Source organism: Pseudomonas sp. MF09150 (genome assembly GCF_059862355.1).
This window is the reverse complement of the sequence record NZ_JCBCUS010000004.1, coordinates 139,948-155,078: the sequence shown is the minus strand read 5'-3', so window position 1 is coordinate 155,078 and position 15,131 is coordinate 139,948. Positions and strand designations below refer to the sequence as shown.

16 protein-coding genes are annotated in these 15,131 nt (G+C 62.4%); 8 read left to right on the top strand and 8 right to left on the bottom strand.

The annotated features are described in order from the left end of the window. Nucleotides 1-38 precede the first annotated feature (38 nt). Entirely contained in the window at nt 39-1,223 is a 1,185-nt protein-coding gene (gene pobA / locus AC19YX_RS16845) for a 4-hydroxybenzoate 3-monooxygenase (protein WP_178102974.1), read from the bottom strand. Nucleotides 1,224-1,412: 189 nt separating this feature from the next. Here pobA and AC19YX_RS16840 point away from each other — a divergent pair, with 189 nt between their 5' ends. Next, nucleotides 1,413-2,309: a helix-turn-helix domain-containing protein gene (locus AC19YX_RS16840; protein WP_421548623.1), complete on the top strand. Its 897-nt coding sequence runs from the start codon at nt 1,413-1,415 to the stop codon at nt 2,307-2,309. Between the two features lie 8 nt (nt 2,310-2,317). Here the strand turns inward: AC19YX_RS16840 and AC19YX_RS16835 are convergent, their stop codons facing one another. Both AC19YX_RS16835 and AC19YX_RS16830 read right to left on the bottom strand, forming a co-directional pair. Beyond that, complete coding sequence (locus AC19YX_RS16835) at nt 2,318-2,494, bottom strand: hypothetical protein (protein ID WP_020298624.1); 177 nt, start codon at nt 2,492-2,494, stop codon at nt 2,318-2,320. Nucleotides 2,495-2,635: 141 nt separating this feature from the next. Next, nucleotides 2,636-3,541: a LysR family transcriptional regulator gene (locus tag AC19YX_RS16830; protein ID WP_078471896.1), complete on the bottom strand. Its 906-nt coding sequence runs from the start codon at nt 3,539-3,541 to the stop codon at nt 2,636-2,638. Nucleotides 3,542-3,655: 114 nt separating this feature from the next. Between AC19YX_RS16830 and AC19YX_RS16825 the strand changes: the two genes are divergently transcribed. Together AC19YX_RS16825 and AC19YX_RS16820 are read left to right on the top strand one after the other, a co-directional pair. Continuing rightward, entirely contained in the window at nt 3,656-4,540 is an 885-nt protein-coding gene (locus AC19YX_RS16825) for an MBL fold metallo-hydrolase (RefSeq protein WP_500606633.1), read from the top strand. Between the two features lie 73 nt (nt 4,541-4,613). Next, the gene (locus AC19YX_RS16820; protein WP_500606632.1) at nt 4,614-5,228 is read left to right on the top strand and encodes an NAD(P)-dependent oxidoreductase; all 615 of its coding nucleotides are present in this window, start codon (nt 4,614-4,616) and stop codon (nt 5,226-5,228) included. Nucleotides 5,229-5,297: 69 nt separating this feature from the next. Here the strand turns inward: AC19YX_RS16820 and AC19YX_RS16815 are convergent, their stop codons facing one another. Next, on the bottom strand, nt 5,298-6,179 hold the full coding sequence (locus tag AC19YX_RS16815; RefSeq protein WP_500606631.1) for a LysR substrate-binding domain-containing protein: 882 nt from the start codon (nt 6,177-6,179) through the stop codon (nt 5,298-5,300). Nucleotides 6,180-6,339: 160 nt separating this feature from the next. On the opposite strand from AC19YX_RS16815, the gene AC19YX_RS16810 reads away from it, so the two are divergent. Together AC19YX_RS16810 and AC19YX_RS16805 are read left to right on the top strand one after the other, a co-directional pair. Beyond that, the gene (locus AC19YX_RS16810) at nt 6,340-7,977 is read left to right on the top strand and encodes a 5-guanidino-2-oxopentanoate decarboxylase (protein ID WP_500606630.1); all 1,638 of its coding nucleotides are present in this window, start codon (nt 6,340-6,342) and stop codon (nt 7,975-7,977) included. Next, entirely contained in the window at nt 7,974-9,422 is a 1,449-nt protein-coding gene (locus tag AC19YX_RS16805; RefSeq protein WP_500606629.1) for an aldehyde dehydrogenase family protein, read from the top strand. The genes AC19YX_RS16810 and AC19YX_RS16805 overlap by 4 nt, the downstream gene beginning before the upstream one ends. A gap of 34 nt (nt 9,423-9,456) precedes the next feature. On the opposite strand, the gene AC19YX_RS16800 is transcribed toward AC19YX_RS16805, so the two are convergent. Further along, complete coding sequence (locus tag AC19YX_RS16800) at nt 9,457-10,386, bottom strand: AraC family transcriptional regulator (RefSeq protein WP_078471890.1); 930 nt, start codon at nt 10,384-10,386, stop codon at nt 9,457-9,459. 327 nt (nt 10,387-10,713) lie between these two features. Here AC19YX_RS16800 and AC19YX_RS16795 point away from each other — a divergent pair, with 327 nt between their 5' ends. Both AC19YX_RS16795 and AC19YX_RS16790 read left to right on the top strand, forming a co-directional pair. Further along, a complete protein-coding gene (locus AC19YX_RS16795) occupies nt 10,714-11,079 on the top strand; it encodes a putative quinol monooxygenase (protein WP_043229407.1) in 366 nt (121 codons plus the stop codon). 9 nt (nt 11,080-11,088) lie between these two features. Beyond that, nucleotides 11,089-11,361: a hypothetical protein gene (locus AC19YX_RS16790; protein WP_078471889.1), complete on the top strand. Its 273-nt coding sequence runs from the start codon at nt 11,089-11,091 to the stop codon at nt 11,359-11,361. Here the strand turns inward: AC19YX_RS16790 and AC19YX_RS16785 are convergent. Beyond that, a complete protein-coding gene (locus AC19YX_RS16785) occupies nt 11,354-11,983 on the bottom strand; it encodes a flavin reductase family protein (protein ID WP_421548616.1) in 630 nt (209 codons plus the stop codon). The genes AC19YX_RS16790 and AC19YX_RS16785 overlap by 8 nt on opposite strands. A gap of 175 nt (nt 11,984-12,158) precedes the next feature. Continuing rightward, nucleotides 12,159-12,533, bottom strand: a complete 375-nt coding sequence (locus tag AC19YX_RS16780) for a heme utilization protein (RefSeq protein WP_078471887.1) — start codon at nt 12,531-12,533, stop codon at nt 12,159-12,161. 376 nt (nt 12,534-12,909) lie between these two features. Between AC19YX_RS16780 and AC19YX_RS16775 the strand changes: the two genes are divergently transcribed. Beyond that, nucleotides 12,910-13,665: a COG4705 family protein gene (locus AC19YX_RS16775; RefSeq protein ID WP_078471886.1), complete on the top strand. Its 756-nt coding sequence runs from the start codon at nt 12,910-12,912 to the stop codon at nt 13,663-13,665. Nucleotides 13,666-13,759: 94 nt separating this feature from the next. Here AC19YX_RS16775 and AC19YX_RS16770 read toward each other — a convergent pair whose 3' ends face one another. Beyond that, nucleotides 13,760-15,079 carry an MFS transporter gene (locus AC19YX_RS16770; protein ID WP_078471885.1) on the bottom strand — a complete coding sequence of 440 codons (1,320 nt, stop codon included), beginning with the start codon at nt 15,077-15,079 and terminating at the stop codon, nt 13,760-13,762. Between the last annotated feature and the right edge of the window lie 52 nt (nt 15,080-15,131).

The window sequence follows — 15,131 nt, the reverse complement described above, 5'->3', positions numbered from 1 at the left end:
GGCTAGCGGGAATGAGCGCTAGTGTACTCGATAGCCTCCTACTCGATAGCCTCGTAAGGAAGGCCGACGTAATTTTCCGCAATGGTTTTTCGTCCCGCTTCGGAGCTGACGAAATAATCCAGTTCTGCTTCGGTAATGCGCTGGCTGAACGCGTCGGCATCGGGAAACTGGTGCAGCATCGAGGTCATCCACCAGGAGAAACGTTCGGCTTTCCATACCCGGCGCAGGCAGATTTCCGAGTATTTCTCCAAGAGGTCGGTGCGTTGCTCGCGGTAGACCTTGAGCAGGATGTTGAACAGCGTGCTGACGTCGCTGGCCGCCAGGTTCAAGCCCTTGGCGCCCGTTGGCGGCACGATGTGCGCGGCATCGCCCACCAGGAACATGTGCCCGTACTGCATGGGCTCGACCACGAAGCTGCGCAGCGGTGCGATGCTTTTCTCGATCGACGGGCCGGTCACCAGGCGCTCGGCCAGGGCGGCTGGCAGGCGGTTCTTGAGTTCGTCCCAGAAGCGTTGGTCTGACCAGTTCTCGACCTGTTCATCGGCCGGCACTTGCAGGTAATAACGGGTGCGGGTGGTCGAGCGCATGCTGCACAGGGCGAAGCCGCGAGCGTGCCGGGCGTACACCAGCTCTTCGTGGACAGGCGGGGTATCGGCCAGGATGCCCAGCCAGCCGAAGGGATAGACCCGTTCGAAAATGTTCAGGGATTCGGCGGGAATCGATTGCCGCGCCACACCGTGGAAGCCGTCGCAGCCGGCGATGTAGTCGCACTCCAGGCGCACCGCTTCGCCGTCGTGTTCGAAGGTCAGGTAGGGTTGCTCGCTTTTCATGCCATGGGGCTGCACGTCGCGGGCTTGATAAAGGGTCACTGCGCCGGCGGCTTCGCGTGCCTGCATCAGGTCGCGGGTGACCTCGGTCTGGCCGTAGATCATCACGTTCTTGCCGCCGGTCAGGGCGTGCAGGTCGATGGCCACCTGGCGACCGTCGAACGCCAGCTCGAAGCCGCCATGCACCAGGCCTTCGGCGTCCATGCGCTGGCTGACGCCGGCCTGGCGCAGCAGATCGACCATGCCTTGTTCCAGGACGCCTGCGCGAATGCGACCCAGGACGTAGTCCGGGTCTTGGCGTTCAACGATCACTGTGTCGATGCCGGCGTTGTGCAACAGTTGGCCGAGCAGCAGGCCGGAGGGGCCGGCGCCGATGATGGCGACTTGGGTTTTCAGGGTTTTCATTGTTTTTATGACTCGCAAGCTTCAGCCGAACAAGGTTCGGTGAATGGTTTTTTTATGTTTCGAGTGCTTGCATTTTTCACCGGTGAACCTGTCAATTGAAGGTTAAAACTAAGCCGATACCTGTTCATTTCACCAATCGGTGCGATTATCGCCCGTCACTCTGAGGCCTGGATTGCAGTTATGAACAAGCCTGCCCTTTCTTCCATCCCGGTGTTCAAACTCTATGGCGAGAGCCTGGGCTGGCCGACCCCGGACTTGTTGCACTGCGAAACCATCAGCAAACGCAGTCGCGAACACCATTGGGAAATCAAGCCGCACCGGCACGCCGACCTCGGTCAATTACTGTTCGTCCACCGTGGGCAGGCGGAACTCGAGATAGAAGGGCAGCGCACCTTGCTGGGGGAATCGGCGCTGCAGGTGCTGCCGCCGTTGTCGGTGCATGGCTTCCGTTTTTCCGAGGACATAGAAGGGTATGTGCTGACGCTGGCCGCACCGCTGGTGGCGCACCTGCAGGCGCAATTGGGGCAGTCGGTGAATGCCCTGGCGTTGGCCGAGAGCTATCCGGCGCGCGCCGACGGGTCTTACCTCAACGGCCTGTTCGCTGCCTTGCAGCAGGAATATCAAGGGCATGAGCCGGCCCGCGAAATGCTCATGCACGCGTTGGTCAGCACTATCGTGGTCTGGGTCAGCCGCCAGGCGATCCAGCGCCGCAGCGCTAATCAGCGGCCGCAGCGCGCCCGGGAGTACTTCAATGGTTTTGTGCAACTGGTGGAGGCGCACTATCGCGAGCACGTGAAGGTCGAGGACCTGGCGCACAAACTGGGGATTTCGGTTTCGCACCTCAACGGCACTTGCCGCGAACTGGCCGGGCAGCCAGCGTTGCAGATCATGCACGAACGCCAGTTGCTCGAAGCCAAGCGCCTGCTGACGTACACCGGGATGACCATCTACGAGATTTCCGACAGCCTGGGCTTTTCCGACCCGACCAACTTCACCCGGATGTTCCGGCGCCGCATTGGTATTTCGCCCAAGGCCTTCCGCGACCGGTTGAAGGTCGACCAGGCCAACGAGGATTGAGCAGCGCCTTACCGCAAGGCGTTCAACGTGGCCGAGTGCGGGATGCAGTGCTCAAGGCTGCAACTGGCGTAGACCCGGGGCAATTGCCGGGCCTGTTCGACGCGGTAGGCCGCGGTGCCGTAAAGCGCCAGGGTTGCGCCGCAGGTCAGGAAGATCGCCAGATACCTTCTTGTTTTGATGTTCATGGCTAGCACCTCTGAACGAGTAGCCCCATTGATTGAAGGGCTACTTAATCAGCATAGGCCAGCGCTGCCGAGTTGCCAGACCGCAGGTCTGCATGGTTGACGGGGTATTCAGCCGGTTGATCGGCTGCGCGCGGCTACCGCCTACAGGCCTTGGTCCCACTGCGGTTCTTCGGGAAATCTCAGCACCAGGAAGTCCAGCATGCTGCGCAACGCGGCAGGCATGTGCTTGCGCGAGGCGTACACCGCATACATGTTCATCTGCCGCGGCTCGGCATCGGGCAGCAGGCGCACCAGCTCGCCGCTGTGGATGTGCACGCCGGCCTGGTAGGTGGGCAGCATGGCGATCCCGGCACCCGCCATGGCGGCACGCAGCAAGGTGCTGGCTTCATTGGCGCTGATGTTGCCCTGTACCGGAACTGACAGCTGTTCACCCGCCTGCTCGAAATGCCACAGGCTTTTGCCAAAGTAGGAATGGGTCAGGCAGTTGTGTTCGCTCAACTCTTCCACCCGCTGCGGTGTGGGGTGCTCGCCCAGGTAGGCCGGTGAGGCGCAGATCACCGAGCGGCAGACGGTCAGGCGACGGGCGATCAGGTTCGGGTCCAGGTCGTTGCTGGTTCGGATCGCCAGGTCGATGCGTTCATCCACCAGGTTCACCGTGCGGTCGAGCATCTGCAAATCGATGCTGACCCCGGGGTAACGCTTGACGTAGGCGGCCATGGCGTCAGCCAGTTGGGCCTGGCCGAACGAGGTGCTGACACTGATGCGCAGCAGTCCGCGCGGGGCGTCATCCGGTTCACTGACCGCCGCCTGCATGTCGTTCGACAGCTCCAGCATCTGCCGACACCGCGGCAGGATTTCGCTGCCCGCCGCTGTCAGGCTGAGTTTGCGGGTGGTGCGGTGCATCAGCCGCGCGCCGACCCAATCCTCCAACTCCGCCAGATAACGCGAAACCACCGGGCGCGACAGATCCAGATGATCGGCGGCGGCCGACTGGCTGCCGAGGTCGACCACACTGACAAACACGCGCATTGCTTGAAGACGATCCATGATTTGCCCGCTTTCAGAAACAAACTATGTTCCAGCATCGCATTTTTTGTACCGACTGACGCAACTAAGCTCCCCCCCATCGAAAGCCAAGCCCACAGACTCTGGAGTTGCCCCATGATCGGATTCACCTCACTCAAACGCCTGCTGCTGGCCAGCGCTATCGTGGGTTTTGCCGCCAATGCCGCAGCGGCCGAGCCCGGGTTGACCCTGGATGTCTACAACCCGGGCGCGGCGGCAATCTTTCCGGTGAGCTCGGTGCTGGTCAGCGGCAAGAAGGAAGCCATTTTGGTGGATGCCCAATTCGGCAAGTCCCAGGCCGAGCAACTGGTCGAGAAAATTCGCGCCAGCGGCAAACAGTTGACCACCATCTACATCAGCCATGGCGATCCGGACTATTACTTCGGCCTTGAGACCATCACTGCGGCGTTTCCCAAGGCCAAGGTCGTTGCCTCGCAGCCAACGGTCGAGCACATCAAGGCCACGGTTGAGGGCAAGCTGGCTTTCTGGGGGCCGAAAATGGGCGCCGACGTGCCGGGCAAAACCATCGTTCCCGCTGTGCTCAAGGGCCACAGCCTGACCCTGGAAGGGCAGAAGCTCGACATCATCGGTCTGGACGGCAAGCAGCCGGATCGGACCTTTGTCTGGATCCCGTCGATCAAGGCCGTGGTGGGTGGCGTCGTGGTCGCGGAAAACATCCACGTGTGGATGGCCGACACCCAGAGCGCGCAATCGCACCAGGATTGGTTGAGCACCCTGCAGACCCTCCAGGGCCTGCAGCCCAAGACCGTGATTCCGGGGCACTTCCTGGGTGACAGTGCCCGGTCCCTGGCGCCGGTGCAGTTCACTGCCGAATACATCAAGGCTTTCGACGAAGAAACCGCCAAGGCCAGCAACTCTGCCGAGTTGATCGCGGCCATGAAAAAGCGCTACCCGAACCTTGGCGAAGAAAGCTCCCTGGAACTCAGCGCCAAAGTCGCCAAGGGCGAGATGAAGTGGTGAGCGGATCGGCTTGATTCACTCCCGCGCCTGGCGCGGGAGGCCCTGTAGCACTTATCGCAACTGGAGAACTGTCATGAGCAAGATCGCAATCATTGGTGCCACCGGTCGTGCCGGTAGCCAATTGCTGGAAGAAGCCCTGCGTCGTGGTCACAGCGTGACCGCTATTGCCCGCAACACGGCAAAGATCGGCCAGCGTGCCGGTGTGGTGACCCGTGAGGTCGACGTTGCCGACAGCGCAGCGTTGCAAGCGGCGCTGGCCGGTCACGATGCAGTGATCAGTGCCGCGCATTTCTCCACCATCGCCGCCAGCGCCATCATCGAGCCGGTGAAAAAGGCCGGGGTCAAGCGCCTGCTGGTGGTCGGTGGTGCCGGTTCGCTGCTGTTGCCCGATGGCGGCAAGGTCATCGACAGCCCTGGCTTCCCGTCGGAGTACAAGGCCGAAGCCAGCGCCGGTGGCGTCTACCTCGACACCCTGCGCCAGGAACAGGATCTGGACTGGACCTTCCTCTCGCCCTCGGCAGAGTTCGTAGAGGGTGAGCGCACCGGGCATTTCCGCCTTGGTCAGGATCATCTGCTGGTCAGTGCCGAAGGACGTAGCTGGATCAGCTTTGCCGATTACGCCATTGCCTTGATCGACGAAGTGGAAAAACCGGCCCACAGCCGTCAGCGGTTTACGGTTGGTTATTGAGTAGGGGCCGGTTACCACGGCGCCCCACCGGCCCAGCGCAGCCTGGCGGCAGCGGCTACAGGCTGGTGGTTAGCGTTGCTGCGCCTGGGTTATCAGCCAATCCAGTAACTCTTGCAAGGCCGCAGAAGGCCCCGGGCGTTCCGGGTAGACCAGGTAGTAGGCCTGGCCCGTCGGCACCTTCAAATCAAAGGGCATGACCAGCCGCCCGGCACTCAGGTCGTCGCCAATCAATGCCCAGTCGCCCATCGCCACGCCAGAACCTTGGGAGGCCACGGACATCGCCAGGTCCAGGGTCTCGAAATGTTGGCCCTTGCCCAGGGTCTTCAATGGCGTGCCGGCGGCTTTCAACCAGCTTTGCCAGTCGCGCTGGTCATGGGACGGGTGCAGCAGCAGGTGCTGCTGCAAGTCCGCCGGGGTCTTGAGTGGCACCGAACCCTCCAGCAGCGGTCGGGAGCAGACCGGTGTCAGCTGTTCGTTGAACAGGTGCCGCGACCCCAGCGTCGGGGTGGGCGGGGCGCCATACATCACCGCCGCATCGAACGGCTCGCGGCTGAAATCCACGCCATGCTGCACGGTGGTGGTCAGTTGCACTGGCACTTCCGGGCGCTCCTTCTGCCATTGCATCAGGCGCGGCAGCAGCCAGCGCATCACGCAGGTCGGGGCCTTGAGGCGCAGGTTGTGGTTTTGCGCGCCAATTTCATCCACCGCGCCATTGATCAATTCGAACACCTGCTGCACCCGGGGCAGCCATTCCAGCCCTTCGGCGGTCAGGCTCAAGCCCCGCGCCTGGCGCTGAAACAACGGGTAACCCAGGTGGCTTTCCAGCCCGGCGATCTGCCGGCTCACCGCGCCCTGGGTGATGTGTAATTGCTCGGCGGCGCGGGTGAAATTGCAGCACTGGGCGGTGATCAGGAATGTGTGCAGCGCGGGCAGGGGCGGGAGGCGTTTCATGGGGGGGCCAAGGTATGACGTGGGGACATGGCTAGTATGACTTTTTATCCATTGTCCCGGCTACGGGCCCGCCGTTCCAATACCCCTTCTGCGGGCGTTTGATGGCGAGTTCAAGCAGGCCGCCGACGCCCGGTGTCCATCCAATAACAAGGGCGATGAAATGGCGACGTGCGGCGAAGTACTGGTCAAGTTACTTGAGGGATATGGGGTCGAGCAGGTCTTCGGCATTCCCGGGGTGCATACCGTCGAGCTGTACCGTGGGCTGGCCGGGTCGAGTATCAACCACGTCACCCCGCGTCACGAGCAGGGCGCCGGTTTCATGGCCGACGGCTACGCACGCACCAGTGGCAAGCCGGGGGTGTGCTTCATCATCACCGGCCCGGGGATGACCAACATCACCACGGCCATGGGCCAGGCCTACGCCGATTCGATTCCGATGCTGGTGATTTCCAGCGTGCAATCGCGCAGCCAGCTGGGCGGTGGGCGCGGCAAGCTGCACGAACTGCCGAACCAGGCGGCGCTGGTGAGCGGCGTGGCAGCTTTTTCCCACACCCTGATGTCCGCCGCCGAGCTGCCGGGGGTATTGGCCCGGGCCTTCGCCTTGTTCCAGGCCGGGCGTCCGCGTCCGGTGCATATTGAAATCCCTCTCGATGTGCTGGTTGAAGAGGCTGATGATCTGCTCGCCAGCACCCCGGTCAGCATCGCCCGTGCCGGCGCCGCACCTGCCGCCATCGCGCAGATGAGCCAGCGCCTGGCCAGCGCCCGGCGCCCGCTGATCCTCGCCGGTGGTGGCGCGATCGATGCGGCGGCTGCGTTGACCCGACTGGCGGAGCTGTTGGCAGCGCCCGTGGCCCTGACCATCAACGCCAAGGGCATGCTGCCGTCCTCGCATCCGCTGCTGATCGGCTCGACCCAGTCCCTGGTCGCCACCCGGGCCCTGGTGGCAGAGGCTGATGTGGTCCTGGCCATCGGCACCGAACTGGCCGAGACCGATTACGACGTGACCTTCGCCGGTGGTTTCGAGATTCCCGGGGTGCTGCTGCGGATCGACATCGACCCGGACCAGACCGTGCGCAACTACCCGCCGCAGGTGGCGCTGGTGGCCGATGCGCAGATGGCCGCCGAGGCCTTGCTGGCGCAGTTGAGCCAACAGCCGCTAGCTGAGCGCGCCGCAGAATGGGGCCAGGCCCGCGCGGCAGTCCTGCGCCGCGAACTGGACAGCGCCTGGGACGCCCCGACCCGTGCCCAGACCCAGCTGTTGCACACCGTGCTTCAGGAGCTGCCGGAGATCGTGTTCGTCGGTGACTCCACGCAACCGGTGTATAGCGGCAACCTGACCTTCAACCCCGAGCAGCCGCGGCGCTGGTTTAACTCGTCCACCGGTTACGGCACCCTTGGCTATGCCTTGCCGGCAGCGGTCGGCGCCTGGCTGGGCGGGGCTTCCGAGCGCAGTGCCCGTGGCCCGGTGGCCTGTCTGATTGGCGATGGCGGTCTGCAATTCACCCTGGCGGAACTGGCCAGCGCCGTGGAGGCCCAGACTCCGATCATCGTCCTGCTGTGGAATAACCAGGGTTACGAGGAGATCAAGAAATACATGGTCAACCGCGCCATCACGCCGGTGGGCGTGGACATTTACACCCCGGACTTTATCGGTGTGGCCAAGGCCCTGGGCTGCGCCGCCGAAGCCATCAGCAGTGTTGAGCAGTTGCGCAACGCCTTGCGTGCCGCCGCCGCACGCCAGGGGCCGAGCCTGATTGAAATCGACCAGGCCGGCTGGATGCAGGCGGTGCAGGCATGAGCCCAATGAATCTGTCGAATGGGCTGTACATCAATGGCCAATGGCGCGCCGGCAGCGAACGCTTGCAGGTGATCAACCCGTCCACGGAGCAGCCTTTGGCGATAGTCGCCGGGGGCGACGGGCAGGATGTGGAGCAGGCGGTACGCGCCGCCCAGGCGGGATTTCGCGTGTGGTCCGCGTGCAGCGGCGCCGAGCGTGCCGTGGTCTTGCGCAAGATTGCCACGGGCGTCGCCGCACGCCGCGAACGCCTGATGCAGCTGCAATCGAGCAACAACGGCAAGCCGCAATTCGAAGCGGCTATCGATGTGGATGATGTGATTGCCACCTTCGAATACTACGCCGGCCTGGCCGAAGGCCTGGATGCCGCCCAGGACGCGGATGTGCCCCTGCCCAGTGACGACTTCAGCGCTCGCCTGCGTCGCGAACCCTGCGGCGTGGTTGGCTTGATCGTGCCCTGGAACTTCCCCATGGTGACCACGGCCTGGAAGCTGGCGCCCGCCTTGGCGGCCGGGTGCAGCGTGGTCCTCAAGCCGTCCGAGGTGACGCCGCTGCCGGAGCTGGAGCTGGCGGCAATCATCGCCGACAGTGGTTTGCCCGACGGCGTGTTCAACCTGGTGTGCGGCACTGGCCTGGCAGTCGGCGCACCGCTGGCGGCCGATCCGCGGGTGGCGAAGATTTCCTTTACCGGCAGCAATGCGGTCGGGGTCCAGGTCATGCAGCGTGCAGCAGAAAGCATCAAGGGCGTCAGCCTGGAACTGGGCGGCAAATCATCGTTGCTGGTGCTGGCCGATGCCGATCTCGACCTGGCGGTAGAGCTGGCCTGTGGCGGTGGTTTTTTCAACGCCGGGCAGATGTGCTCGGCCACCAGTCGGGTGCTGGTGGCCGAAGAGCTGGCGGATGAGTTTCTGCTGCGCCTCAAGACTCGGGCCGAGGCGATCCGGGTCGCTGACCCGTTCGCCGCCGAGGTGGACATGGGAGCGCTGGTCAATCAGGCGCAGTACCAGCGGGTCTTGGGCCATATCCAGGCTGGGCTGAGTGTCGGCGCCAAGCTGGTGTGTGGTGGCGGACGTCCACCGGCGCTGCCCCGTGGCTATTTCATTGAGCCGACGATCTTCACCCAGGTGCCTCTGGACAGCGCGCTGTGGTGCGAGGAAATCTTCGGCCCGGTGCTCTGCGTACGCAGTTTCGCCAGCGAGCAGGAGGCCGTGGACCTGGCCAATGACAGCGCGTTCGGCCTGGTGGCGAGCGTGGTCAGTGGTTGCACCGAGCGAGCCGAACGGGTGGCGAACGAGTTGCAGGCCGGGCTGGTGTGGATCAACGCGCCCCAGGTGATTTTTCCGCAGGCAGCGTGGGGCGGCTACAAACAGAGCAGCATCGGCCGCGAGTTGGGACCTTGGGGGTTGCAGGCCTTCCAGGAAATCAAACACGTGATCCGGGCCCGCTGAACCGGCGTATCCAGCGTCGCTGGCGGCGCTGGATTCAGACGCTGATGCGCAGGCGCGCCATGTCGCGCAGCGGTGGGGCGCCGAACAGGCGGCTGTACTCGCGGCTGAATTGCGACGGGCTTTCGTAGCCCACGCGGTAGCCGGCGGCGGAGGCCTCCAGGCCTTCGGCGAGCATCAGGCGTCGCGCTTCCTGCAGGCGCAGTTGCTTCTGGTACTGCAGCGGGCTCATGGCGGTCATGGCCTTGAAGCGATGGTGCAGGGTCGAGACGCTGAGGTTGACCTCCCGCGCCAGGTCATCGATGCGCAGGGGCTGTTCATAGTTGCCGTTCAACCACTTGATGGCCTGGTTGACGCGATGGCTCTGGCTGTTGGCGATGGCAATTTCATACAACCGATGCCCTTGCTTGCTGCGCAGCAGCCGATAGAGGATTTCCCGGCGGATCAGCGGCGCGAGCATGGCGATGTCTTTCGGCGTGTCCAGCAAACGGGTCAGGCGCAGCACGGCATCGAGCATCGGCGGGTCGAGTTGTTCGACATACAGGCCGCGCCCAGTGGGCCGGGTCGGAACTCCCAGGGGGCCGGCATCGGCGATCAGGGTGCTGATTTCAGTGGGGTCGATGTCCAGGCGCAAGGCCAGGATCGGCTCTTCGGGCGAAACGATGGCGACTTTGCCGCTCAAGGGCACCGACACCGACACCACCAGGTAATTGAGCGGGTCGTAGTTGAACGTTTCGTCGGCCAGCCGTACTTCTTTGCGCCCCTGGGCCATGATGCACAGCGCGGGCTGGGCCAGTACCGGGGCGAACTGGTGGGAGCTGCTGTGGCGCGAAACAAACAGTGAGTGGATGGCGGTGGCGTAGCTGCCGTCTTCGCTGGTGTTGCGGCGAATGATTCCGGCCAGCTCGGCGCGCTGTTTTTCCATGTCCGGATCCAGCGGAGCTTGCGGATATTCGAGTGACGACATGGGAAGCCTCCGGCGTTTCTGATGGGCACAGCTTAAATTTGTGCAAGAACCATGGGTAGGCGATTCCTGCGTAAAACTTGCCTGATTCTGCAGCGCCCGCGCGTATTAGACACAACAGGTGTTTCGGCGCGGGTGTCACTTGCTTGAAACAGTCGTATGGTTTTTCCAGGACTGTCGGGCGTGCGGTGATCCCATCTCCCGCTGCTCGCAGGATTGTGCAAAAGGCCGACAGGATTCGACTAACGGCGGCTGCTACGGCCGTTTAATCTTTGATCCTGTCGCAGCCCGTCCCATGGCTGCCTCGACAACACCCTGGGAGGGTCGCAGATGTCCACGCATAGTCCTGTCAGTCATATGGCTTTCGTCCGTGCCCGCAGCGGGCGTACCACGGAATTGGGCGCGCGCTTGAGCAGCCTGATCGAGCCGTCGCGCCAGACACCCGGTTGCCTGCATTTCGCGTTGCAGCACTCGCAGTGCGATGCCGAGCTGTGGATGGTTTCCGGCTTCTGGAGCAGTCAGCAGGCGATGACCGCCTACTTCAGTTCGCCCGCCATGGCGATTTTTACCGAGTTGGTGCAGGACCTGGTGGTCAACAGCCTGGACTTCCACACCTTCAGCCATATCTCGGCCGCAGAGGCCCATGGCGAATACGCGCAACTGAACCAGGCCCCGGTGCACAAACTGGCCAGTTGAAGGTTTAGAATGGCCGACTTTCCATTGGCCAGGATCAGCAACATGGCACGTAAAGAGTTTGCGCAATTCGAAGCGGTATCCGCCGTGGTACCGGGTGAAGGCGGTTACAGCGCCGCTATCGCCATCAAGGCCCTGGGTGGTTCAGGGGCTCCGCGTTTTCATAAAGTACTGGATGACCAGAAATTCAAGACCGCCGATGACGCCGACCAGGCTGCTGCGCAGAAGCTTGAGCAGTTGATCGACGTCGATGAGGACGGCGAGCTGTCCTGGAAAACTATCTGACTGCCCCCGGGCGGTACATCTTGAACAAGGCCTCAGGCCCCAGCTGGAAATAATCCGCTGGCCCGCCGCCGCGCAGAATCGGTTCTGCCGCGGCGGTGTCGTACACCCCATCCTTGAGCAGCCACTTGGCGATATGCACGGCGACTACTTCGCCGAGAATCAGCCAGCTTGGCACCAGCTCCTGATCTGCCCGCTGCAATTGAATGATCTGCGTGACCTTGCATTCAAAGGACACCGGGCTTTCGGCTACCCGCGGTACGGCGATCACCTTCGAGGCGACCGGGGTCAGGCCCGACAATTCGAACTCGTCGACATCGGCCGGCACGGAGGCGCAACTCTGGTTCATCTGCTCAGCCAGGGGCCGGGTCGCCAGGTTCCAGGCAAATTCGCCGGTCTGCTCGATGTTGTTCAGGCTGTCTTTGCGCCCGACGCTGGAGAACCCGATGATCGGCGGAATGTAGTTGAAGGCATTGAAGAAGCTATAGGGCGCCAGGTTCAGCCGGCCATGGGTGTCCTGTGAGGAAATCCAGCCGATAGGGCGCGGGCCGACGATGGCGTTGAACGGGTCATGGGGCAGGCCGTGGCCCTGGGCGGGTTCGTAGTAGTGAATATCGTCGGGCATGGCGGGGCTCCTGAGGTGCGGTGATCCGAGGGCGCCATAGTGCCGGGCGCGAGGCGCTAATTCCAGCATCGATGGTCAGGCGATGGCCGGCTTTCAAACGAGGTACGGTGGTTTTCTCCCCACCCTAAAACGACTAAGCCCGGCCGAAGCCGGGCTGTGATGCCGCGCGTAGGTATTAGCTGATGGTGGCAGAGCCGGTGCGGTCGTAACCGTCTTCAGCGACCGTGGCAGAACCGGTGCGATCGTAGCCGTCTTCGGCGAAGGTGGCAGAGCCGGTACGGTCGTAACCGTCTTCAGCGACTGTGGCAGAACCGGTGCGGTCGTAACCGTCTTCAGCGACTGTGGCAGAGCCGGTACGGTCGTAGCCGTCAGCGGCGAAGGTGGCAGAACCGGTGCGGTCATAGCCGTCTTCGACAACGGTGGCCGAGCCTGTGCGGTCGTAGCCGTCAGCGGCCAGCGTGGCCGAGCCGGTACGGTCATAACCATCGGCAGCGAAGGCGTTGGCGGCCAGTACCGAAAGGGTCAGGGCGATGATCAGTTTGCTTTTCATGAGAGTGACTCCAGGTTCGTCAAGGGTGTGTGCGTTGGGCGTGAAATAGATATTACTCCGTGTAAGTTGATTAAAAAGCGCAAAAAAGCGCTTAAATTAATCGATTTAATCGATGTTAAGGCCGTCGCAAGTGACTGCAAATAACTGCGGTGGGGCCCGTGCTCTGTATACGTATGGGACGGTGTTATGGATTCAATTGCAGGCTGCGACCCGAGCATTAACGGATCATTAATCTGTTAATCCGGGCTGTGGAATCGCGATCAACGGATTTTTCATGCGCCACAGACCTATTTTTCACTGCGCGCCCCGCAGCCTTCGCCCAGGCCTGCATTCGACGACAGGCCATCTTGAATAGAGCCCTGGAGCGATACCGCGAATGAATAAACTTCCTCAGATCACCCTGGCGTTCTGGGTCATGAAAATCTGCGCAACCACCCTCGGAGAAACCGCCGGGGACCTGTTGTCGATGACCTTGAATGTCGGCTATGCCATCAGCTCGATGATCCTGATCAGCGTGTTCGTGCTGACCCTGATCACCCAACTGTTTTCCAGGACCTACAACCCGGTGCTGTATTGGATCGTGATCCTCTCCACCAGCACGGCCGGGACCACCATGTCGGACTTCATGGACCGCACCCTGGGGCTGGGCTACGCCACTGGCTCGATGATCCTGATTGCAATACTGCTGGCGATCTTCGCGGCCTGGCGCCTGAGCGGCGATTCGCTGAACGTGAACAAGATCCACAGCTTCAGGGGGGAGATGTTCTATTGGATGGCGATTCTGTTTTCCAACACTCTGGGCACCGCCCTGGGCGACTACCTGGCAGATGATTCGGGCCTGGGTTTTGCCGGCGGCGCATTGTTTATCGGCGCCACCATCGCCGTGGTGGTGCTGCTCAAGTACTTCACTCGGATTTCGTCGGTGCTGCTGTTCTGGGCGGCATTCGTGCTGACCCGGCCATTCGGCGCGACCCTGGGGGATTTCCTGACCAAACCCCATGAAAAGGGCGGCCTGGATTTTGGCACCATCGGCTCGTCGGCGGTGTTGGCGGGGATCCTGCTGGTGATGATTATCGGCGCGACCTATGCCCAGCGTAAGTTCGGGCGCCAGGCGCTGGCCGAGCCGTCCTGAGCCGGTGAGCACGGTCAGGGGCAGAGGCTTGCAGGCATGAAAAAGGGCGCGGTCATCGGATGACAGCGCCCTTTTTTTGCTACTGGCTGAACGCTTAGTCAGTCACGATCCGCGAATGCTTGCGGGTGTCTTTCATGGTCGCGTAGACCAGCAACGAACAGGCGATGCAGGCAGTGACGTACCAGTAGTAGCCGGTTTCCATGCCGATGCTCTTGAACCACAGCGCGATGTATTCCGCGGTGCCGCCGAAGATCGACACCGTCAGCGCATAGGGCAGGCCTACGCCCAGGGCGCGGATTTCGGTAGGGAAGAGCTCGGCTTTGACCACCGCGTTGATCGAGGTGTAGCCGCTGACGATGATCAGCGCGGCCATGATCAGGAAGAACGCGCCCCACCAGGTTTGCACGGTGTGCAAGGTGGTGAGGATCGGCACGGTGAACAGGGTACCGAGGACCCCGAAGGCAATCAGGATCGGCCGGCGTCCGACTTTATCCGACAGCCCGCCGATGATCGGTTGCAGGCACATGAACAGGAACAGGGTCGCCGCGGAAATAGTGGTGGAGTCGGAGATGCTCATGCCGACGGTGTTCACCAGGTATTTCTGCATGTAGGTGGTGTAGGTGTAGAACGCCAGGGTACCGCCCATGGTCAGGCCGACCACGGTCAGCAGTTCCTTGGGATGACGGAGCAAGGTGCGCATGGCGCTTTCCTTGGCCTTCTCTTTCTTGGTGAAGGACTCGGTTTCTTCCATGCCACGACGCAGGTACAGCGCGACCACGGCACACAGCGCGCCGATGGCGAACGGAATGCGCCAGCCCCAGGCGTACAGCTGCTCGGTGGTCAGGAGCTGTTGCAGCACGATCAGTACGGCCAAGGCGATGAGCTGGCCGGAGATCAGGGTCACGTACTGGAAGCTGGAGTAGAAACCACGACGTTCCTTGGTTGCCATTTCGCTGAGGTACGTGGCGGAGGTGCCGTATTCGCCACCCACCGACAGGCCCTGGAGCAAGCGTGCGAACACCAGCAGGATCGGTGCGCCGATGCCGATGGTTTCGTAACCCGGGCTCAGGGCGATCAGCAGCGAGCCGAAGCACATCAGGTAGACCGAGGCCATCAATGCGCTTTTGCGACCGACCTTGTCGGCGTAGAGGCCCATCAGCCAGCCACCGATCGGACGCATCAGGAAGCCCACGGCGAAGATCGCGGCGGTGTTGAGCAATTGGGCGGTGGTGTCGCCTTTGGGGAAAAAGGCCTTGGCGAAGTACAGCGAGAACGCCGCATAGACGTACCAGTCGTACCACTCGACCATGTTGCCGACCGAGCCACTGAAGATCGATTTGATGCGGCTGGAAGTGGTTCGGGCTTTGGCTGGCACGGCAGCCGACCCAAGAGGCAGGGCGTTGGAGTTATCCATTGAAGGATCCTTCATCTAATTGTTTTTTTGGAGCGCGCGTAAACGCAGCCTG